Below are 21111 nucleotides of genomic sequence, written 5' to 3'. Positions count from 1 at the left end.
GTGGCGGCTGACGAAGGCGACAAAAAGTTTGACCGTTGCGAGGGCAAATACAAACGCCGTTATAAACGCAATGGAGAGCATAAAATAATCATCCACTACCATTTCATTGCGGTGCTTGATGAGATCGTAGGCGGTAGCGATGATCATCGTCGGAATGGCGAGGAGAAACGAAAATTCTGCGGCACTTTTACGACTGAGCCCCATAATCAATCCGCCGATAAGGGTCGCACCGGAGCGGCTGGTTCCGGGGATCATAGAGAGACTTTGAAATACGCCGATGGTAAAGGCTTCTTTGAAGTTCAGTTCAGTGATATCTTTTCCTGAATCGATGGGTTTGTCACGGCGAAGATACTCGAAAGCTAAGAATACTATCCCTCCAGCGATGAGCATAATACTCACTGTTTCTACTCCGAAAAGGGCTTTAATCTGTTTGTAAAACAAAAATCCCAAAGCACCTGCCGGTAAAAAAGCGACACCGATTTTCAGCCACAGTGTTTTATCCTGGAGGAGTCTTTTGGCGTATAAAAATAAGACGGCGAGGATACTTCCGAGTTGGATGGAAACCTCGAAGGCTTTATGGGCATTGGTTTGCTCCAATCCCAACAATTGTGAAGCGAGGATAAGATGTCCTGTTGAAGAGATCGGGAGAAATTCGGTGACTCCCTCCAGCGCGCCAAGAATCAATGCATCAAATAACGTCATTAAATAAGCTCTTTTTTTGATGCAATTGTACCATAGCCTCACCCCTTAAACCTCCCCTAACCTCAACTAGGATAAAATGCGCGGATTTATGACCATTTCCCTCAAGGAATTTTTGAATGTTACTTTTTACCCCCGGTCCTACCCCCGTACCTGAGTCTGTTCGTGTCGCGATGGCAGGCGAGACGCTTCATCACCGTACCCCTGAGTTCGAAGCGATATTTGAGCGAACCCGCACATTGTTGTTTGAACTCCTTGGGATGGATGAGGTGTTGATGTTGGCATCCTCAGGAACCGGAGCTATGGAAGGGGCAGTCATCAATCTCGCCCATTCCAAACTCCTCTCAATCAATTCGGGAAAATTCGGTGAGCGTTTCGGCAAGATTGCGCTAGCTCACGGGATTGCGAATGTCGAAATCAAGCACGAATGGGATACTCCTGCCAGTGTTGAGGAAGTTCAAGCGGCATTGAACGCTAACCCTGATGTCGATGCGATTGCGATTCAAATTTGTGAAAGTGCGGGCGGATTGCGCCACAGTGTTGAAGAAATTGCAGCGGCGGTTAAAGCACACAACCCATCCATCATGGTGATTGCAGATGGTATCACGGCGGTGGGCGTGGAGAAAATCGACGTCACTAATATCGACTGTCTGATCTCAGGGAGCCAAAAAGCGTTGATGCTCCCTCCGGGACTTGCGATTATGGGGCTTTCTAACGCGGCGATTGAAAAAATCGGAAGCGGCAAAGGGTATTACTTTAACCTCGCCACCGAGATCAAAAATCAGCGTAAAAACACGACGGCATGGACAGCGGCAACGACCATTACGATCGGGTTAGAGTCTATTTTGAATCGTATCAAAGCTGAAGGTGGACTCGATAAGTTGTACGCCGATACGGCGCGTCGGGCATATGCAACCCGCGAAGCGATGGGTGCGATCGGCCTCTCTATCTACCCAACCAATCCTGCCGATTCGATGACAACGGTAGGGGACGCTGAAGCGAAAAAAATCCGCTCAACCTTAAAACAATTCGATGTGAATGTGGCCGGTGGACAAGATCACATCAAAGATTCGATATTCCGTATCAACCATATGGGCCTCATTGCCCCATACGAAGCGTGTTGGGCAGTTAACGCGGTGGAACTTTCTCTTGCTGCAATGGGCCGACGTACATATGACGGAACCGCGAACCGCGTGTTTAACACCGTCTATTTTGGACTCTGATATTATGGTATTTGAACACGAAATTCCTGAAGGGTCCAAGCTCTACTTTGCCGGAACGGCGAAGACCAAGCGAATCATAGAAACCAAAGCAAGCACCCTGTTGAGCGATGCCGGATTTGAAGAGATATTAACACCGCTCTTTTCGTACCACCAGCACATGAGTGTCTGCGATCAGCGTGAGCTTATCCGTGTGAACGACAGTGAAAACCATCCGATCAGCCTTCGTGCCGATTCGACGATCGATGTGGTACGTATACTTAACAAACGTCTCGGCGGCAATACGGAACACAAAAAATGGTTCTATATCCAGCCGGTTTACCGTTACCCTGCGGATGAGCAGTATCAAATCGGGGTTGAGATTATCGATGAGCCGAACCTTTCGGTAGCGCTCACCCAAGCGACACGGATTCTCAATGTTTTGGAATTTTCGCCGTTATTGCAAATATCCAATATCAATATTCCTAGAATTCTCAGCGAGATGTTGGATCTGACGTTGGACGATTTCCGTCATGTAAACATCGAAAAATTTCTATCTCTCAAAATAGACTGGTTGACTCGATTGGTCTACATGCAGCATGCCGATGAGATCGATGCAGTTGCGGCAATCGTACCCGATGCGATCAAACCGGAACTCCTGAAAATCAAAGAGCTGTGTGAGGGGCTGGAATATCCTAATGTAGTTATCGCTCCCCTTTATTACGCTAAAATGCTCTATTATGACGAGCTTTTTTTCCGCGTGATCGAAGGAAATGAAATGTACGCTATGGGCGGACGCTACAAAAGCGACGAGACGGTTTCCGTCGGATTCGCCATTTATACTGATGCGTTGATTGACGCATTACACCAATAACTAAAAGTAGGATTGTTTATGAAAGCAGATTTAATAGTCGGTATCCAGTGGGGTGACGAAGGAAAAGGGAAAATTGTTGATTTGCTCGCGCAAAAATACGATTGTGTTGCCCGTTATCAAGGGGGACATAATGCCGGTCATACGATCGTCGTTGATGGTAAAACGCACGCCCTTCACTTGATCCCGTCAGGGATTTTGAACCCGAAAGCGATCAACATCATCGGTAACGGTGTCGTTGTCTCTCCCGAAGCATTGATCAAAGAGATGAAACAATTTGATAATTTGCTTGGACGATTGTTTGTCTCTGAATCGGCGCATATGATTTTGACGTTTCACACGTTGATCGATCAAGCGAAAGAGAAACTTCGCGGTGAAAAAGCGATCGGTACGACAGGTCGCGGTATCGGACCTGCGTACAGCGAAAAAATCGCTCGTGCGGGATTCCGCCTCGGAGAGCTTCGCGATGTTGCAACTCTTACGAACCGCGTAATGGAATATTTTGAACAAAATAGTGCAATTTTTCAAGCATTGGAAATTGCATTGCCGAGCAAAGAAGAATTGACGGTAGAGCTTACGACATTTGCAGAGGCATTGGTTCCATTTTTGGCAAACACAACCCAAATGGCGTGGAAACTCATGGATGAGGATAAAAAAATTCTCCTAGAGGGTGCGCAGGGGACGATGCTCGATATCGATCATGGAACTTATCCGTATGTCACCAGTTCATCGACGATTTCAGCCGGAGCGTGTACCGGTCTTGGGGTGAATCCAAAAGACATCGGTAAAGTTACGGGAATCGTTAAAGCGTATTGTACCCGTGTCGGAAACGGCCCTTTCCCGAGTGAAGATCACGGAGAAATCGGTGAACGTTTGCGCAAAGCGGGGCATGAATTCGGAACAACGACCGGACGTCCTCGCCGTTGTGGATGGTTTGACGCCGTAGCGTGTCGCTATGCGAGTCGTTTGAACGGATGCGATGACCTCTCTATTATGAAACTCGACGTATTGGACGGTTTCGATGAAGTTCAAGTGTGTGTTGCGTATGAAATCAACGGTGAAGTGATCGATTATATGCCGCTTGATTTGGAGAATGTGAAACCCGTCTATAAAACGTTTGCCGGATGGGATAAAACCGAAGGGGTTCGCCGATTTGAAGACCTTCCCTCAACGGCTCAGGAATATCTTCGTGCCATTGAAGAACTGACTCAAACTAAAATCGGTATGATTTCTACGTCACCGGATCGAAACGACACCATTACATTGTAATACTTCAAGGAGCACGTATGGGCAAGTCGCGTTATGCGCCTTTAGTCAAACTCAAAAAGAAGAGTCTTGATAATGCCGAACGTGCTCTTATCGGTGCGAATAACGCACTCTCTTCTGCCTCAGACAAACTTAATCGAGCCTACGAAGAGCTTTCGCTCATGACATTGCCTACAAAAGGCTCCGTAGGAGAATTCACCCAAGCAACGGCTATGATTCATGCGCAACATCAAAGTATTGAAGAAGCTCAGCAAACATTGCAAACAGCACAGCAACGCCAAATACAAATGAGAGATCGTTTTAAAGAGGCTATGGTCGATTTTGAAAAATTTAAATATTTGGAAGTTCAAGAGATGAATGGACAACTCAAACTTCTTAAAGATCAAGAGGCTAAAATGCTTGATGAGATTGGGACAATGACCTATAAAAGAGAGATTTTATGAAAATAATATGGGGAATAACGCTTTTCAGTATGACATTGCTTTTGGGTGCACCGGCAACGAAATCGTATGAATGTACGAAGATTTTTGAAGATCGCAAAAACGAGTTATTGGTAGAACTTGAACGTATTGATGAACAGAAGCAATCACTTGATTCCCTTAAACGTGCAACCGAGGAGCTTCTCCGTAAAAAAGAGGCGATGGTACAAGGCAAAGATACCAAAGTCGATCAAAAATTGGCCGAGATCAAAGCCAAAGAAGCATCAATTAAAAAAATGGTAGAGGAAAATAAAAAAGTTTTAGACGAAATGAAACAACTCAAATCGGATAAAGTCTCTCAAGCATTTTTAAAAATGAAGCCGGCAGCTGCAGCGCAAATCCTCTCCGAGATGCCCTCTTCAGAGGCATCAGAAATATTGATTACCCTTAACTCTAAAGTTGTCGGACAGATTTTAGGCAAAATGAACCCGAAAAAAGGGTCGGAAATTACGGACAAAATGCGAAAACTACCTCAACCACCTAAATAATCCTCCATTTCCTCTAAGCGATTTGAGAGGTATTTTAGGGTAAAATGCAAAAAATTTCACTCAGGGCTGGCAATGAAGGTTTCACTGACACACGTACCCCATATCGCGACGCGAATCGCTGTCGATCTTAGCCGCAGCGGTTTGGTTACCATGACCAAAGGGCTTGAGACTACCGCCAAAGAGGCCGAGACCATCTTGAGCACTAACATTAAAAAAGAGATGGCTTTAGAAGAAAAAGTAAAAGAGATCGTCAATGCCAATGAAGAGCAGATCGATTTCTATCTCGCCGATGAGCGACAACTCTTTTTTATGATCAAAAAGAAATTGGCACCTGAATTTGGTGTTGTCTTGTCGTATGAAGATCGTTATTCGGATATTGCTCACCAGATTCTCGATGTACTCTACGAAGAAGATTTGATTAATTACGATGTGAGTGAAAACCGTATTAAAAATATTATTTTCGATGCAATCACCGGATCAATCGCCGACTCCAGCGAAATTGAATCGGCTGTTTATGAAAAAATCAAAAGTTACAAACGCAATTTGATCCCGGGTACGGATGAATACGAGATCGTGTATGAAAAACTTTATAAAGATGAATTGGTTAGACGGGGGATGGCATAATGCGTGATGTTTGGATTTATCTCGAAAACGGCACCTATCTCAGTGCCAAAAGTTTTGGTGCAGACACTACTGCTGTCGGGGAAATCGTTTTCAATACGTCGATGAGCGGATACCAAGAGATTATCACTGACCCTTCGTATGCAGGTCAGTTTGTTACCTTTACCATGCCAGAAATCGGGAATGTGGGAGTTAACAGTGAAGACATGGAAAGTTCTCGTGCTCACTGTAAAGGGATTATTGTTCGTCAATACCAACGCGATTATTCTTCGTTTCGTGCAGAGGAAGCATTGCATACCTTTTTGGAAAAACACGGGATTATCGGGATAACGGATATCGATACCCGCTATATCACTAAAATGCTCCGTAGCGAAGGGGCGATGATGATGATCGCCTCGACGAAGGTTTCGGATAAAGATGAACTCAAAAAAATGTTAGAGAGTTCACCTCGAATCGAAGAGATCAATTACATCGAAGAAGTGAGTACGAAAACCGCCTATACTCATCGCAACGGCATTTATGATCCGTTTAACTTCCGTTATAATGAGGCTCCTGCTGCTAAAGCACGTATTGCTGCAATCGATTTTGGGGTTAAACGCAATATCCTTAATGAACTCACTGAAGCGGGATTGGAAGTAGAAGTATTGCCGAACACCTTTAGTGCGGATGAATTGATTGGACGTTATGACGCAAAAGAGATCGACGGTGTATTCCTATCGAACGGTCCGGGAGATCCATTGGTATTGAAGCGTGAACAAGAAGAGATTAAAAAACTGATTGAGCGCAAAATCCCATTGTTTGGAATCTGTTTGGGGCATCAACTCCTCAGTATTGCACATGGATACGATACCCATAAACTGAAATTCGGTCATCACGGTGGAAATCATCCGGTCAAAAACCTTCAAACCGGGATGGTAGAGATTACGGCTCAAAACCATAACTATAATGTACCCGAGTCTGTCCGTGAAATCGCGACAGTTACCCATGTAAATTTATTCGATAATACCATCGAAGGGCTACGCTATAATAGCGGTCATGTTTTCTCGGTACAACACCACCCTGAATCAAGTCCGGGACCTAAAGAGAGCCGTTACATTTTCAGCGAATTTCTTCAACTTCTTCAACGTTAACTGGAGATCAGGGGATAAAATCTCCTGATATGACGGTAATAAAACCTCAAAGTGTTACTTTTCTACCCCTAATTCTGTAAATAAACTTAAATTTATTGTTAAGTTCCAATACTGTGAAAAATATTTAATAATTTAAGATTCTTCAAATACTCTGATTGCTATCATTAGAGCGTCTAATAGCCTACTTTTGTTACAAAAGTGTTAAGGGCATCTCTAAAAGTTGGAACTTCAACTCTTAGAGGTGCCCTAATAGGCTCTTATGCTTTGAATCTTTAAGGAGGTCGTAAATGGAGAATCGTCCATTGGAGTATGATTACACGGTTGCAAAGTGGTTTATGCTTACAACTGTTGTTCTCGGTATTGTCGGGATGCTTGTCGGCGTTATTTTAGCGTGGCAAATGGCGTTTCCGGGTGTGAATTTGATGGCGGGAGAGGGATTGGCTGAGTATACCAACTTTAGTCGTCTTCGTCCGTTGCATACTGACTCAGTTATCTTTGGTTTTACCCTTAGCGGTATCTGGGCTACTTGGTACTATGTAGGACAACGTGTTCTAAAAGTATCTATGGCTGAATCAAAGTTTTTGATGGTACTTGCTAAATTGCATTTCTTCATCTATTTATTGGTTGTTGTTGCAGTAGTCGGTACATTATTACTTGGTATTTCAACCGGTAAAGAGTATGCAGATTTTGAATGGCCGATTGATATCGCGGTTGTCGTGGTATGGGTTATTTGGGGTATGTCAATTTTTGGTTTGATCGGTATCCGTCGTGAAAAATCACTTTATATCTCTATTTGGTATTACATTGCAACATTCCTCGGAATCGCTATGTTGTATCTTTTCAACAACATGGAAATTCCAACGTATTTCGCATCTGGCGGAATCGGCAACTGGTATCACTCTGTTTCAATGTACTCAGGTACAAATGATGCGTTGGTACAATGGTGGTATGGACACAACGCGGTTGCGTTCGGATTTACTGTACCTATCGTTGCAATGATCTATTACTTCCTTCCAAAAGAATCAGGTCAAGCGGTTTATTCTTATAAACTTTCATTGCTTGCTTTCTGGGGATTGATGTTTGTTTACCTTTGGGCAGGCGGACACCACTTGATCTATTCTACCGTACCGGATTGGATGCAAACCATGGGTTCTGTGTTCTCAGTTGTATTGATTCTCCCATCATGGGGTTCTGCGATCAATATGCTCCTTACGATGAAGGGTGAATGGCAGCAAGTAGCATCTAGCCCATTGATCAAATTTATGATCCTTGCGTCTACATTCTATATGTTCTCTACACTTGAAGGTCCTATTCAAGCGATCAAATCAGTTAATGCTTTGGCTCACTTTACAGACTGGATCGTTGGTCACGTACATGATGGTACACTTGGTTGGGTTGCGTTCATGATTATGGCGGCACTTTTCCATATGGCTCCACGTGTATTCAAGCGTGAGATTTATTCTAAATCGTTGATGAATACTCAATTCTGGGTTCAAACTCTTGGGGTTGTTTTGTATTTCACCTCTATGTGGATTGCAGGTATTACTCAAGGTATGATGTGGCGTGCGCACGATGAATTCGGTAACTTGGCTTACTCATTTATCGATACTGTAACGGTATTGCACCCATACTATACTATCCGTGCTGTTGGTGGTACTTTGTACCTCGTAGGTATGTTCTTGTTCGCGTATAATATGTACAAAACAATGACAAGCTCTCGCCGTGTTGAAGAGAGTGAACTTCAAAACGCATCGCCTATGGGCGCTTAATAAGGAGGGGAAAAATGTTTCACTGGTTAGAAAAACACCCGTTCTTTTTCGCGGTAGCGGTGTTCTTAACAATCGCGTTTGCAGGTCTTATCGAGATTTTGCCAAACTTTGCGCAAGCATCTCAGCCTGTTGTAGGGACTAAACCTTACAGCACGTTGGAACTTGCTGGTCGTCATGTTTATATTAAAAACAACTGTATGGGATGTCACTCTCAATTGATTCGTCCGTTTAAATCTGAAACTGACCGTTACGGTCACTACAGCTTGAGCGGTGAATATGCGTATGATCGTCCATTCCTTTGGGGCTCAAAACGTACTGGTCCGGACTTGATGCGTGTAGGTAACTACCGTACAACAGACTGGCACGAAAATCACATGAAAGATCCTGCGGCAGTTGTTCCGGGTTCTATCATGCCGGCATATCGCTGGATGTTTAAAAACACTGCGGATATTGATACTGCGTATGCAGAACAAGTAACCGTTAACAAAGTGTTCAATACACCTTATAACGCTGAAATCCCAATGGCAGATGGCACAAAAGCTACTGTAGCATTGGCAGCAACTTTGGATGAAGCAAAAACAGCGGCACTCGAAGAAGCTAAAGTGATTGCAGCTGATATGAAAGACCAAGACGTTAAAGATGCGGTAGCAGCGGGTCAAATCCCTGAAATCGTAGCGATGATCGCGTATCTTAACAGTTTAAAATAAGGATGATAGCGTGGATATAGGTACGATTCAAGCGTATGCTTACTTTTTCTTCGTTGCGTTTTTAGTGGTGGTGTTGTACTCGTACATTTATCATCTCTACAGTTCGCAATGGAAAGGGAAGCGCGATTATGAAAAGTACGGCAATATCGCGCTCCATGACGAGATTACTGATCAGCCGATTGAAGAAATCTCAAAAAACGATGATAAAAAAGTAGGAGGCATAAATGAATAAGACAGTACTTGCTGCTATCATAGTTGTAATTGCAATGCTTGGCTTCACCTATGTCGCTGTCGGAATGGCCGGCGGTATGGGTGGAGAAGGTGACTGGGTTAATAAACTCGCCGTATTAGGCGCAGTTGTACTCGTTATCGTAACATCATTTGTAGTTACCAAATATGTTCGACAAATGCAGTTTGATAAAGCGAGTGGTAAACTTGCGGATGAAAACTGGGACGGAATCGGAGAATATAAAAACGAACTTCCTTTTGGATGGGCGGTTATTTTCTTGGGTCTCACTATTTGGGCAATCTGGTATTTCCTTGCGGGATATCCGGTTAATGCGTATTCACAAATCGGTGAATACAATGAAGCTGTAGCGGCGCACGATGCAAAATTCGAAGCGGAACATGCTAATATGGATGAAGAGACACTCAAAGAGATGGGTGGATCAATCTTCATCGTACAATGCGCACCGTGTCACGGTCTTCAAGCAGACGGTATCGACGGTAAAGCGGCGAACTTGAATGCACGTTTGGAAGAAAAAACGATTAAAGACGTTATCAACAAAGGTTCAAACAACCAACTTCTCGGTATGGAAATGCCTATGCCGGATCGTAATGGTTTGATGAATGCCAATACTGGCGCTTTGGTTACCGATGCAGAGATCGATGCGGTAGCTAAATATGTTGCTGGCGGAATGAAAGGCACAGAAGGTGCTGACGTATTTGCCGGTACATGTGCTGCTTGTCACGGAGCTGATGGTAAAGGTGTCGATATGGTTGGACCAAGCATTGCTGAGTTCAATCCAACTTTGGTTGCCAATGTTCTTAAACATGGTAAAAAAGGTGCTATCGGTGCAATGCCTGCATTCAACAATTTGACTGAAGCTCAAGTAAAAGCGCTTGGTGCGTATGTCACCAGCCTTAGCAAATAAGGAGAGTCATAATGGAAAATCGTGGTATTTTTACATTGGACGGTATTACCGGTATGTTAATCGCAACTGTATTGCTTCTCTCTATCCTCGTCGGTTTGACCGTATGGGGATTGGGTGTGCAACAAGGCAGTGCAGCGAACTATTACCAAGTTGAAAATGAAAAAGACATCAAGATGTTCAGCACCGAAAACGCTGCACATCGTGTTGATGTAAAATAAGGGGTTTAATATGGCAAGTATCATGGATAAACTCATCACAATCGCATTAGTGGTTTCTGCAGCGGTAACGTTGTGGGCGGTTATAACACCAAATCACCTTTACGTCGGTTAAGGGTAGCTTTTGTTACTCTCACGAGGGCTAGCGGCCCTCACCCTCACAATTCTATTCTCACTATCTCTTCATGCTGAATATTTATATAAAGATGATGTTGTCAAAAATCCTCAGTTTTCTGAGCAAATTAATGCCATCGGTGCGGAACTCAAAGCCAAAACAGGGGTGTCTCTCTATCTGGTTATGGTACGTGATACGGAAGAAAATCAGAGCATTGCTGATTTCGAAAAACAACTCTCCACTGAGCTCAAAGAGCCTGCTGTGATTATGACGTTTATCGAGCTCAAGCAAAAAGTGGATATTTTGGCGCGTCCCGTCTCTTTATACGAATATTTTAACAAAGCTCAAGTTTTAAGTCCGAACGCAACTTTTATGGGTTCGGTTGTAAGTGCCGTAATGTTTGCGCGCAGTTTTGGTGAAGCCTCAGAACTTATCAGTAATCGGGGTGGAACAATTTTGCCGATTTTGGCAGAACGAGCCAAAGGTGCGGAAATTGTCTCTAAATATTCGGTGGCAATGTTCAACGGTTACAGCGATGTTGCCGAGCAAATCGCGGCGCATCACAATGTCACCTTAAGTTCATCTGCGGGTAGCGGCAGTAAAAATTTCATCGATATTTTGAGAGTCATATTTTACGGTATCATTCTTTTCGCAATTTTCAAATATTTGCGCGGAAAATATTTGCGTAGAAAAGAGGACTCTTCTAATGTTTAAAAATCCCGGAACAAAATGGCCGATTATCATTGGGCTCTCTATTGTCGGTGTGATCGGTGCATGTGTCGTAACGATCAAGGCCGCACTCAATAATCCGGTAGAATTGTCCAATTACGGGATGCAGGGGTATCATCAGTATGATGCCAATGCGAACGATATTATCAATGCAAAGATAGCGTTTGACCAAAATTACACGATTGCCTTTTTAACACCTCAGATCGTTGAGAAAGGTTCAATTATTGAATACAAAGTAAGCGATAAATCAGGTAAAGCAGTCAATGATGCAAAGGTAGAGGTAATCCTCACCAGACCTGATTTAAAAGAGTTCGATATGAATCTCAGTAATCCGAGCGTAGAAGAGGGTAAATATACCTTTGCTCCGGTCGATCTCCCAAAAGTGGGTCGATGGGACATTATGGCTAAGGTGTCTGTCGGGAGTGTTCAACGTTACTACAACCTCAAAGCTGACACCCGTAATCCGAATACCTTCGAGTTTTAATTTCCCTTACCCGTTCGCCCTGAGTGGGCCAAAGGGTTCTTCTCACGTCATCCTATAGACTCGTCATTTTGCCATCTTCTATCACAATTTCTCATAATTTTTGTATAATAAGAGTTATTCAGTAGGTTGCCATTGGATGCAATTGAAGCTATAGAAAAAAGAGACAAAAAATAAAATTTTTCATCCTGTCATATTTTCCGCCATTTTTGAGCGACGGGGTACAATGAAGCAAAATTTTAGGAATCACCGATGAACAAAGTCACCGCCTCTATCGACGAAACGATCAAAACCAAAATCTACACCATTCGCGGTATGCAGGTGATGTTGGATAGTGATTTGGCGGAGCTTTATGGGGTAGAAACTAAAAATCTAAATAGAGCCGTAAATAGAAATAGTGACCGATTTCCTCAAAACTTTATGTTTCAGTTGAGTGAAGAAGAGCATCAAAACTTGAAGTCGCAATTTGCGACCTCAAGTTTAAGTGATTCTTTAAGGTTCCAAAATGGCACCTTAGACGATGAAGAATCTTTAAGGTCACAATTTGTGACCTTAGAAAATAGTAGAGGTAAACATAGAAAATATTTGCCTTACGTGTTTACAGAACAGGGAGTAGCGATGCTCTCGGCGGTACTACGAAGTCAGAGCGCAGTGCAGATGAGTATCCATATCATCAATGCTTTTGTAGAAATGCGAAAATTTATCTCAAACAATGCCTTGATATTTCAAAGACTTGATTCATTGGAGCAAAAACAATCCAAAACGGATGAAAAAGTTGAGGCGATATTCAATGCCATCGAAGACAGATCCATTAAACCGAAACAAGGTATTTTTTATGATGGGCAGGTGTACGATGCGTATCTGCTTGTATCGGATCTCATTAAAAGTGCCAAAGAGAGCATCATTCTGATCGACAACTATGTCGATGAGAGTGTTTTAACGTTGCTATCCAAACGAGATATGAAAGTAAATGCGACCATCTACACCAAAAATATCACGAAACAGCTCGAACTTGATTTACAAAAATACAATACACAATATCCAACGATAGAGCTAAAAAAGTTTGATTCATCCCATGATCGCTTTTTATTGATCGATGAAAAGGAAGTGTATCATATCGGAGCGAGTTTAAAAGATTTAGGAAAAAAATGGTTTGCTTTTTCGAAGTTAGATATGGGCGCATTAAATATATTAGAAAAGTTGAACAATGAATAGAGAATGTATCGTTTATACTACCGCACGATGTGTTCGTGAAGCGGTAGCTCAGTGGAGCGAGGGCTTTCTCCCCCATACTATGACGATGGGAGAGTTTCTTTCACGTGCCTATGTCTCTGTGGGCAAGATCGTACCGGATGAGGATCTACGCCTTTTGGCAATGCACGAGGCATCCGATTTTTCAGGTTTTACGGCACTCAACATCGAGCGTAACTTTTTCAGTTTTATCCAAAATTCGGAGTACCTGTTTCGTTTCTTCGAAGAGCTCTCCTCTGAGCAAGTCTCAGTAGAGACTCTCCAGTCTGTCGATGTCTACGGTGAATACGAAGAGCATATTGCGATACTCAAACGTCTGCGTGAACGCTACGGTGAGATATGCACTCGTGAGGGGTGGGCGGACCGGATTTTTAACTCTGAACATGCGACTTTACAGCACGATTTTCTACGCAATTTTGATTCGATTACGATTGTGGTTGAGGGGTATTTGAGCCGATATGAGATCGCTTTGCTGCAAGAGTGCGCCAAGCATTTGGAACTGACTCTGCTCTATAACACGACAGCGTATAACCGCAAAATGACGGCGCGGTTTGAGGAGATGGGGTTTGAGCTTAAAGAGGATATGGAATATCGGCTTTCCCTCAGTGAGATACGGATTATAAGTGAGCAGCTTCTTAGCCTGAACCGTTCAGTCACGTGTGAAGTCTTTCATATCAGACTGGCGCAAATCGGATTTATTAAGGCTTCCGTGGAGGCATTTGTAGAAGGGGGGATTGCACCGGAGAAAATCGCCGTTGTTCTCCCTGATGAAGATGCGGCGCAGATGTTAAAAGAGTTCGATAGTGAAGGAAATTTTAACTTTGCGATGGGGAAGCCATTTTCTAACAGTACTATGTATCGTGAGTTGGAGAGTATAACCCTCTTTTTGGATGAAGCAAGTGTCTTAAATCGAGAACGTATCCGAAATATCAAAAGCGATGTCATCGATTGGTTCAAAGCTCGCTATGCTCAAAAATTCCAGTTTTCACAACTCGAAGAGTTGATTGTATTATGGGAAGATTCTGATGCGGAGTCGATTGAAATAATCCAAGACGAACTACATCGCTTTAGCCATCTCACCCATGCGTTGGAGCAAATGGACTTTAGGGCGGTGTTTCGAATCTTTATGAACCGTTTGCGTCAGCGGAGCATTGATGATGTCCGGGGCGGCAAGGTAACCGTGATGGGATTGTTGGAAACGCGGGGTATTGCGTTTGATGGGGTCGTGATCGTTGATTTTAATGAAGGATACGTTCCTCATAAGAGTGAAAAAGATCTTTTTTTAAATTCTAAAACACGAGAATATGCAGGTTTACCCAGCGCACATGATCGTGAATCGCTCCAAAAACATTACTACTCTATCCTCTTTAACCGAGCTAAAAAGGTGGCTATCGGATGTGTCCAAAATACTGAATCGGTACCGTCACGGTTTTTGCTTCAGCTTGGGATCAAGAGCATTCCATCCGTATACCGATACGAAGAAGTTTTGTTTCCTGCAGCATGTTTTAACGAACGACAGGTTCGAATGTATGAGAGTGAATACGACTTTACGGCTCAGCCGCTCTCCGCAAGCGGTATTAAAACTTTTTTGAGCTGCAAAAGACAATTTTACTATCGCTATATTGAACACTTGCGTGATCATGAACTGCCGCGTGATCTTTCAGAGGAGAGAGACATCGGTAATGAACTCCACAGTGCTTTGGAGAGAGTGTACAAACTCCAAGAGCAATATCCCAGTGCAGCTCAGATCAAAGAGGCACTTTATAGCTTATGGGAAGAAAAAAAATCGAATGATTCGCTGGAACGGTATATGAAACGGCTATGGATTGATAAGTTAGATCCGTTTTATGCCTGCGAAGCATCACGATTTGCTTCAGGTATGAGGGTTCTTTACACCGAAAAAGAGGTGAGTGTCGAAGTAGAGGGGATACGACTCAATGGCAGGATCGACCGTATCGATGAAAATGGCGGTGAACTCGAAGTGATCGATTACAAAAGCGGCAAATATCCTGACACTGATAAAGAACCCAAAGAGAGCGATGTTGATTATCAACTTAGTGTTTATGCTCTTCTCGCTGGGGAGCTGGGGAAAGTGGCGCGATGCGGTTATTATGATCTTGGGAAAGGGGAACTAAAATTCGAACAGTTTTTGGAGGCAAAAATCACCAAGCTGAGAGAGATTTTGGCAACTATGGCATCCGAGAGAGTCTGGAACTGGGAGATGTGTGAGGATTTGAGCCGATGTCGCTACTGTCCGTATGTTTATCTCTGTCATCGGGAGGTGATGCGTGGAGTTTGAACCGTTTTTAGCTTATGAAGCGAGTGCGGGGAGCGGTAAAACTTTTAATCTCGTCGTCCGATATTTGAGCCTCCTTTTTATGGGGGAGAACCCATCCTCCATCGTAGCATTGACCTTTACGAACAAAGCGGCGAATGAGATGCTGGAGCGTATCATTCTCACCCTCGAAGAGCTTCCCACACGGAGTGAACTGCCTCAAATTGCTCGTCTCACCGGGATCGATGAGCGGGTCATTTTAGAGGAACGTCCCAAAGTACTTTCACGATTTCTCCGTTCCGACATTCAAATCTCCACCCTCGATAAATTTTTTGGTCGGATATTACGCAAATTTGCTCTCAATGCGGGGATGATGCCGACCTTTAAAACGGTTCAGAATCATCATGAGAGCGCACTGCTCGAGAGGTTTTTGAATGAAGTGGAGGTCTCTCGTGCCTCTGAAGCGCTGGTGCATCTATCTCTTTTGAGCGATAAACGGCTCAGTGATTTGTTTGGACTTCTTTCCGCCCTTTATTCCAAATACAAAGAGCTGGATATGCAAAGCTATGAGGGGATCAACGCACCTGAAGAGGCGATAGGATACGCAATGTCTCTTGCCGGGGAACTCTCAGCAATGATTTTGTCTAAACCGCTCAGCGATCGTGCCCGAAAAACGATGCAGTTTGAGAGTTACGAAGAGCTGCTGGGAAAAACATGGCTCATGAAGCCGAGTATAGAGTATTGGGATTTTAAAAAGATTTATGAGCCTCGGATGGATGAGTTGCTTCACGAGATACAAGGTGCAGTAGCTTCTCAGATGCGTCGTCGTGAAGTGCTCTATTTCAAAGAACTTTTTGCTATCCTCAAACTCTACATCAAAAGTCGTCGCTCCATGGCGGTACAAAGTAATGAACTGAGTTTCGATGATATTACCCTAAACGTCCACACGTTGTTGCGGGAAAAATTGGAGAGCGAGTTTCTCTATTTTCGGCTTGATTCGCGCCTCAAACATCTTCTTCTCGATGAATTTCAAGACACCAGTGTCATTCAGTTCGATATCCTCCGTCCGCTGATCGAAGAGATCCGATCCGGTACCGGGGTGAATGAGGGTGGGAGCTTCTTTTTTGTCGGGGATGTTAAACAATCGATCTACCGTTTTCGCGGAGGGGTGAGCGCGCTCTTTCATCAAGTGGCAGAGTTGTTTGATGTCCGTTTGGAACCGCTAAAGGTGAACTACCGCTCCAAAAGCGCAATCGTCGATTTTGTCAACCGAGCATTTAAGGGAAAAATCAACGGGTATATTCCGCAACAGAGTCCGCAGAGCTCGATAGGGGGGTATGTCGAGGTTCTAAACAGCGATGATCTTTTAGAGACGTTGAGCGAGAGGGTTGCATTGCTGATTGCTAAAGGGGTTGTCCCCGAAGAGATCGCTATTTTGACTGCCACCAACAAAGACGGGAGTGCAGTGGAAGAGATTCTGAGCGAGAGAGGGTATGACGTTGTAACGGAGACGACTGCGCGCCTTATCGCACAGCGGAGTGTTCGTGCTATCATCGAGTATCTGCGCTATTGCTATTTCGGAGAGTCAATTTATCGCTCCAATTGTGCGGCACTGCTTGGTATTCAGAGTGAGATGATTGAGCGGGTATCTGCTGATGAAATATCGACGGCTGTGATTGCTTTTATCAAGAGATTTAGCATCGCCGATAAAAGTGCCCTGATGTTTGTCGAAGCACTTCGAGGGTATCGTGACATCGAAGAGGTGGTGTTTGAAATTGACCGTTTGGAGAGCACGTCACCGCAAAGCGATCTCAAAGGGATTCGGATTATGACGGTACACAAATCCAAAGGGCTGGAGTTCGAACACGTCATTGTCCTTGATAGGCTCGGAACCGCCAGAAGCCACAATGACGCAATTGTTTATGAGTATGAGGGGGCGCAATTACGGGCTCTGCACTACCGGATTAAAGGTCGTGAAGCGCTGGACCCGGTGTACGCTAAAGTTTTAGAAGCGGAAAAGAGAGCCGGCGATGAGGATCAGCTCAATGCCCTCTATGTTGCTCTAACCCGTGCGGTGGAATCGTTAAGCGTCATTTCTAAAACCAAAAACTCATGGTTTGACCCTTTAGAACTGGTTGCTTCTGAATGGGGTGTTTTAGACATAAAACCCCGCAAGGTAGAAATGCCTCTCACGCAAAAGGTGTTGAATTTTAAAGCACTCCAATTCGGTCGTCAAGAGGAGAGTCTCCGATCAGTGAAAGAGGCAACGCATGACTATACAGCGGTTCAGTTTGGGTTGTCACTCCATTATACACTGGAAATGATGGGTGATTTTACCTCCATATCTCTGCAAAATGGACTCGAATCGACCCGTAACCGTTATGGCGCAATGCTCTATGAGGGGGCAATAGAGGAGATTGAAAAGAGAATCAATCGTTTGATAACCGATGAACTGTTTCGTACCCTTACACAAGGCAACTGTTACAAAGAACAAATGATACGCCATAAAGGAAATCTCGGAGTAATCGATCTGCTGGTGAGGGGAGAAGAGGGGTGGATAATCATCGATTATAAAAGCGGCCGTGAAGAGGAAGCAAAACATCGTGAACAGGTGAATCGCTATTGCGAGGCGATACGCACATCGACGAATGAGATAGTTGAGGGATATTTATGCTATTTATTGGATGATCGGATCGAATGGGTAAAGTGCTTATAAAAAACTTAATTTCAGCAGATTATAAGTTTAAAAGGGTACAATTTCGCCACTATTTATAGAGACTTTAAAAGGAGACTCAAGATGAAATTTACTAAAATTGCTTCACCTGAGCAAATCGAACGTAAATGGGTTTTGATCGATGCGGAAGGGAAAACATTCGGTCGTATTATGACAGATGTTGCTACTCGTCTTCGCGGTAAAGATAAACCTTATTTTACCCCAAATATCGACTGTGGTGACTTCGTTGTTATCATTAATGCTGAAAAAGCGATTATTAACGGTAACGGCAAAACCGCTACTAAAACATACCACCGTCACACAGGTTACTTCGGTAACGTAAAAAGTGAAAAATTTACAGAACTTTTGGCTACTAACCCAGAAAAAGTTTTCAAACTTGCAGCTCGCGGTATGCTCCCTAAAACAAAATTGGGTCGCGCGATGATCAAAAAACTAAAAGTCTATGCAGGTGCTGAACACCCTCACTCTGCACAGATCGCTAAGTAAGGATAAATAATGGCAAAAACGTATGCAACCGGAAGAAGAAAATCTTCGATCGCTAAAGTATGGCTTGCTCCGGGAACAGGTAAAATTACTGTAAACGGTCTTTCACTCGATGCATGGCTCGGTGGTCTTGAAGCAAAAAAATTGCGTGTTACTCAACCGCTTTCTTTGACAAAACAAGACGCTTCAGTAGACATCACTGCTTCAACTATGGGTGGTGGTTTCTCAGGACAATCGGATGCACTTCGTCACGGTATCTCTCGTGCTCTTTGCGCATTTGATCCGTCTTTCCGTGCTATCTTAAAACCATTTGGTATGCTTACTCGCGATGCTCGTATCGTTGAGCGTAAGAAGCCGGGTAAACGTAAAGCACGTCGTTCTCCTCAATTCTCAAAACGTTAATCGTTTTTATTCTTCCCTTCTTTGGGAAGAACTTTTCCTTCACACTTTCTTCACCCATTACAGATTACTTCTTTCACCGCCCATTCAACAATACTGAATGTTATTTAGCGACTCTAAACAGCTTTTTGTTGTACATATCATCCATAACCGTTACAAATGCCAATGCGTCACGTTCAAGCTCTTTGTCATGAGGAGCACTTAGAAGGCGCTCTTTATCATAGATAAACGTTGCTGCCTCTTTGTTTGGCTGAATAACGGCGACTTTGTTACGGTAGCGCAGGGCAAACGTATCATTGAACAGCATTAGTGCGATCTCTTGCTTTTTATCACTGTAAATGGAGTGTCCCAAAACGGGGTAGGTGAGATTAACCCCGATAAGATCCAAAGCGGTAGCCAACACATCGGGCTGGGTGGAGAGGAGATCAAATTTTTCAGCTTTCACCCCCTCAGCTACAATGAGTGCAGGGATATGGAACATATTGACCGGAACAAGATCATCCCCATAAACGCGGATATTATGATCGGCAACGATGACAAAGACGGTATCTTTGTAGTAGGACTCTTTTTTTGCTAACTCAAAAAGGCGTCCGATGGCAAAATCGGCGTATTTGACTGCATTTTCAACCCCATTTTTTGGTTTTCCGGCAATAAACTCTATCTTTCCTTCGGGCAGTTCAAACGGAGAGTGGTTGGAAGATGAGAACATTACGCTGACAAACTTTTCACCCTTTGCCGCGTGGGCTTTGAATTTTTCATTTGCTTTGAGGACTAAATCTTCATCACTGACTCCCCAAGTACTGACAAAACCGGGATTCTCATAATCTTTTTGTTCGATTACTTCATCAAAACCATTTCCCATGTACCAGCTGCGCATGTTGTCAAATCGTCCTTCACCGCCGTAAATAAAGCTCGATTTGTAGCCTAAAGGCTTGAGCAGTGAAGCAACGGTGAAAAAATCACTTTGGGATTTGTTCCGTTTGACGACTCCCTCTCCGGGAAGAGGCAAATATCCCGAACTCATCCCCGCTAATCCCTGGATACTCCGTGTCCCGTTGCTAAAGAGGTTGGTGAAGGCAATTCCTTCGTGTGAAAGCTTTTCAAGATTAGGGGTAATACTCACATCCCCTCCGCTAAATCCGACGAATTGGCTCCCCATGGATTCTTGGATAAATATCACGAGATTTTTAGGTTTTTGAGCCGGAAAATGGGTCGGCTCATCGCGGTTAAACGGATGTTCTCCGCTCGGAATAAGATTGAGTTTGGCTCCGACGCGTGCATACGCTTCGCCAAGCTCTATTTTTCCGTAGGGTTTCACCAAATTTTCCTCTCTGGTATAGCTCTTGTAGGCGTATCCGATCGAATAGAGGGAGTTTTTGGCAATTTCATTTGCCATGCGGTTGGTGCTGTAAAGGGCATCTGAGATGTTGGCGGGACGGTGGCCGAACGAGGAGCGGATGCCGATAAAGAGCAATGCAGCAACAAGCGGGAACAGTAGGAGCCGTTTCCACAGCGGTGTTTGGATCGCTTCCACCAAACGCAGCGGTGAGAAACGGAGATATGCCCACGCCGTAGCTACGAGCATCCCGAGTGCAACAGCCAATTGTAGCGGATACTCTTTGAGGATCATAGAAGTGACCTCTTGAGGGTATTTCAGATATTCGATAAAGAGGTAATTGGGACGTACATCATACTGAGCGACAAAAGGGAACGTAGCATTTTCCACATAAAGGGCTACCAGTAGAAAAAAGAGAACATAACCGCTGAGAAATCGTCCTACATATTTAGCCCCGCTTTGGGGAGTGATGGCAAGCAGCAAGGCGGGAATGACTAAGATAATTGACGCAGTCATCGTATCGAGTTTTAAACCATAAAGAAACGATAAGAGCGATTCAGTGAGGCTGATATCCCCTAGACGGTCAAAATAGAGACCGTAAAGTCCAAGCCGACCGAGGAAAAAGAGTGCGATAAAGAGGAGGTAAATTTTGATAAGTTCTCGGATCATATATTAGTATTCCTGATAAAAATGTCTGTATTTATAGCATA

At 43.9% G+C, this 21111-nt stretch carries 21 protein-coding genes; 19 read left to right on the top strand and 2 right to left on the bottom strand.

Features of this window, described 5'->3' with window-relative positions:
- The coding region (uppP, locus tag A3G19_RS05865; RefSeq protein ID WP_294871160.1) for an undecaprenyl-diphosphatase UppP at positions 1 to 702 on the bottom strand (702 nt) is incomplete at its 3' end.
- Between the two features lie 116 nt (positions 703 to 818).
- On the opposite strand from uppP, the gene A3G19_RS05860 reads away from it, so the two are divergent.
- The 19 genes from A3G19_RS05860 to rpsI all read left to right on the top strand — a co-directional run bounded on the left by A3G19_RS05860 (position 819) and on the right by rpsI (position 19068).
- Positions 819 to 1922, top strand: a complete 1104-nt coding sequence (locus tag A3G19_RS05860) for an alanine--glyoxylate aminotransferase family protein (protein ID WP_294871158.1) — start codon at positions 819 to 821, stop codon at positions 1920 to 1922.
- 4 nt (positions 1923 to 1926) lie between these two features.
- Positions 1927 to 2772 carry an ATP phosphoribosyltransferase regulatory subunit gene (locus A3G19_RS05855; protein WP_294871166.1) on the top strand — a complete coding sequence of 282 codons (846 nt, stop codon included), beginning with the start codon at positions 1927 to 1929 and terminating at the stop codon, positions 2770 to 2772.
- Between the two features lie 18 nt (positions 2773 to 2790).
- Positions 2791 to 4038 (top strand): adenylosuccinate synthase, encoded by a 1248-nt coding sequence (locus A3G19_RS05850; RefSeq protein ID WP_294871157.1) that lies wholly within the window; start codon positions 2791 to 2793, stop codon positions 4036 to 4038.
- A 17-nt stretch (positions 4039 to 4055) separates the two neighbouring features.
- Entirely contained in the window at positions 4056 to 4478 is a 423-nt protein-coding gene (locus A3G19_RS05845) for a flagellar FliJ family protein (protein ID WP_294871154.1), read from the top strand.
- Complete coding sequence (locus A3G19_RS05840; RefSeq protein WP_294871152.1) at positions 4475 to 5002, top strand: PDP protein; 528 nt, start codon at positions 4475 to 4477, stop codon at positions 5000 to 5002. Before A3G19_RS05845 ends, A3G19_RS05840 begins: the two co-directional genes overlap by 4 nt.
- A 72-nt stretch (positions 5003 to 5074) precedes the next feature.
- Positions 5075 to 5626 (top strand): DUF507 family protein, encoded by a 552-nt coding sequence (locus tag A3G19_RS05835; RefSeq protein ID WP_294871149.1) that lies wholly within the window; start codon positions 5075 to 5077, stop codon positions 5624 to 5626.
- Positions 5626 to 6753 carry a glutamine-hydrolyzing carbamoyl-phosphate synthase small subunit gene (carA, locus tag A3G19_RS05830; RefSeq protein WP_294871147.1) on the top strand — a complete coding sequence of 376 codons (1128 nt, stop codon included), beginning with the start codon at positions 5626 to 5628 and terminating at the stop codon, positions 6751 to 6753. Before A3G19_RS05835 ends, carA begins: the two co-directional genes overlap by 1 nt.
- Positions 6754 to 7040: 287 nt before the next feature.
- Positions 7041 to 8522, top strand: a complete 1482-nt coding sequence (ccoN, locus tag A3G19_RS05825) for a cytochrome-c oxidase, cbb3-type subunit I (RefSeq protein ID WP_015654650.1) — start codon at positions 7041 to 7043, stop codon at positions 8520 to 8522.
- A gap of 14 nt (positions 8523 to 8536) precedes the next feature.
- Positions 8537 to 9229 carry a cytochrome-c oxidase, cbb3-type subunit II gene (gene ccoO, locus A3G19_RS05820; RefSeq protein ID WP_015654649.1) on the top strand — a complete coding sequence of 231 codons (693 nt, stop codon included), beginning with the start codon at positions 8537 to 8539 and terminating at the stop codon, positions 9227 to 9229.
- 10 nt (positions 9230 to 9239) lie between these two features.
- Positions 9240 to 9461 carry a cytochrome c oxidase, cbb3-type, CcoQ subunit gene (locus A3G19_RS05815; RefSeq protein ID WP_015654648.1) on the top strand — a complete coding sequence of 74 codons (222 nt, stop codon included), beginning with the start codon at positions 9240 to 9242 and terminating at the stop codon, positions 9459 to 9461.
- Positions 9454 to 10383, top strand: coding sequence for a c-type cytochrome (locus tag A3G19_RS05810; protein ID WP_294871144.1), 930 nt, complete (start codon positions 9454 to 9456; stop codon positions 10381 to 10383). Before A3G19_RS05815 ends, A3G19_RS05810 begins: the two co-directional genes overlap by 8 nt.
- Positions 10384 to 10394: 11 nt before the next feature.
- Positions 10395 to 10601, top strand: coding sequence for a DUF4006 family protein (locus A3G19_RS05805; RefSeq protein WP_015654646.1), 207 nt, complete (start codon positions 10395 to 10397; stop codon positions 10599 to 10601).
- A gap of 121 nt (positions 10602 to 10722) precedes the next feature.
- Positions 10723 to 11427 carry a hypothetical protein gene (locus A3G19_RS05800; protein ID WP_015654645.1) on the top strand — a complete coding sequence of 235 codons (705 nt, stop codon included), beginning with the start codon at positions 10723 to 10725 and terminating at the stop codon, positions 11425 to 11427.
- Positions 11420 to 11926: a FixH family protein gene (locus A3G19_RS05795; RefSeq protein ID WP_294871141.1), complete on the top strand. Its 507-nt coding sequence runs from the start codon at positions 11420 to 11422 to the stop codon at positions 11924 to 11926. Before A3G19_RS05800 ends, A3G19_RS05795 begins: the two co-directional genes overlap by 8 nt.
- 249 nt (positions 11927 to 12175) lie before the next feature.
- A complete protein-coding gene (locus tag A3G19_RS05790; protein WP_294871138.1) occupies positions 12176 to 13138 on the top strand; it encodes an ORF6N domain-containing protein in 963 nt (320 codons plus the stop codon).
- On the top strand, positions 13131 to 15473 hold the full coding sequence (locus tag A3G19_RS05785; RefSeq protein WP_294871136.1) for a PD-(D/E)XK nuclease family protein: 2343 nt from the start codon (positions 13131 to 13133) through the stop codon (positions 15471 to 15473). Before A3G19_RS05790 ends, A3G19_RS05785 begins: the two co-directional genes overlap by 8 nt.
- A complete protein-coding gene (locus A3G19_RS05780; RefSeq protein ID WP_015654641.1) occupies positions 15463 to 18165 on the top strand; it encodes a RecB-like helicase in 2703 nt (900 codons plus the stop codon). The genes A3G19_RS05785 and A3G19_RS05780 overlap by 11 nt, the downstream gene beginning before the upstream one ends.
- Positions 18166 to 18246: 81 nt before the next feature.
- Entirely contained in the window at positions 18247 to 18669 is a 423-nt protein-coding gene (gene rplM, locus A3G19_RS05775; RefSeq protein ID WP_015654640.1) for a 50S ribosomal protein L13, read from the top strand.
- Between the two features lie 9 nt (positions 18670 to 18678).
- The gene (gene rpsI, locus A3G19_RS05770; RefSeq protein WP_015654639.1) at positions 18679 to 19068 is read left to right on the top strand and encodes a 30S ribosomal protein S9; all 390 of its coding nucleotides are present in this window, start codon (positions 18679 to 18681) and stop codon (positions 19066 to 19068) included.
- 100 nt (positions 19069 to 19168) lie between these two features.
- Here rpsI and A3G19_RS05765 read toward each other — a convergent pair whose 3' ends face one another.
- Positions 19169 to 21070: an LTA synthase family protein gene (locus A3G19_RS05765; protein WP_015654638.1), complete on the bottom strand. Its 1902-nt coding sequence runs from the start codon at positions 21068 to 21070 to the stop codon at positions 19169 to 19171.
- Positions 21071 to 21111: the final 41 nt, after the last annotated feature.

The organism is Sulfuricurvum sp. RIFCSPLOWO2_12_FULL_43_24, from assembly GCF_001829605.1.
In the GTDB taxonomy this organism is placed as follows: domain Bacteria; phylum Campylobacterota; class Campylobacteria; order Campylobacterales; family Sulfurimonadaceae; genus Sulfuricurvum.
The sequence above is the reverse complement of the archived record's forward strand: the minus strand, read 5'-3'. Positions and strand labels throughout refer to the sequence as shown.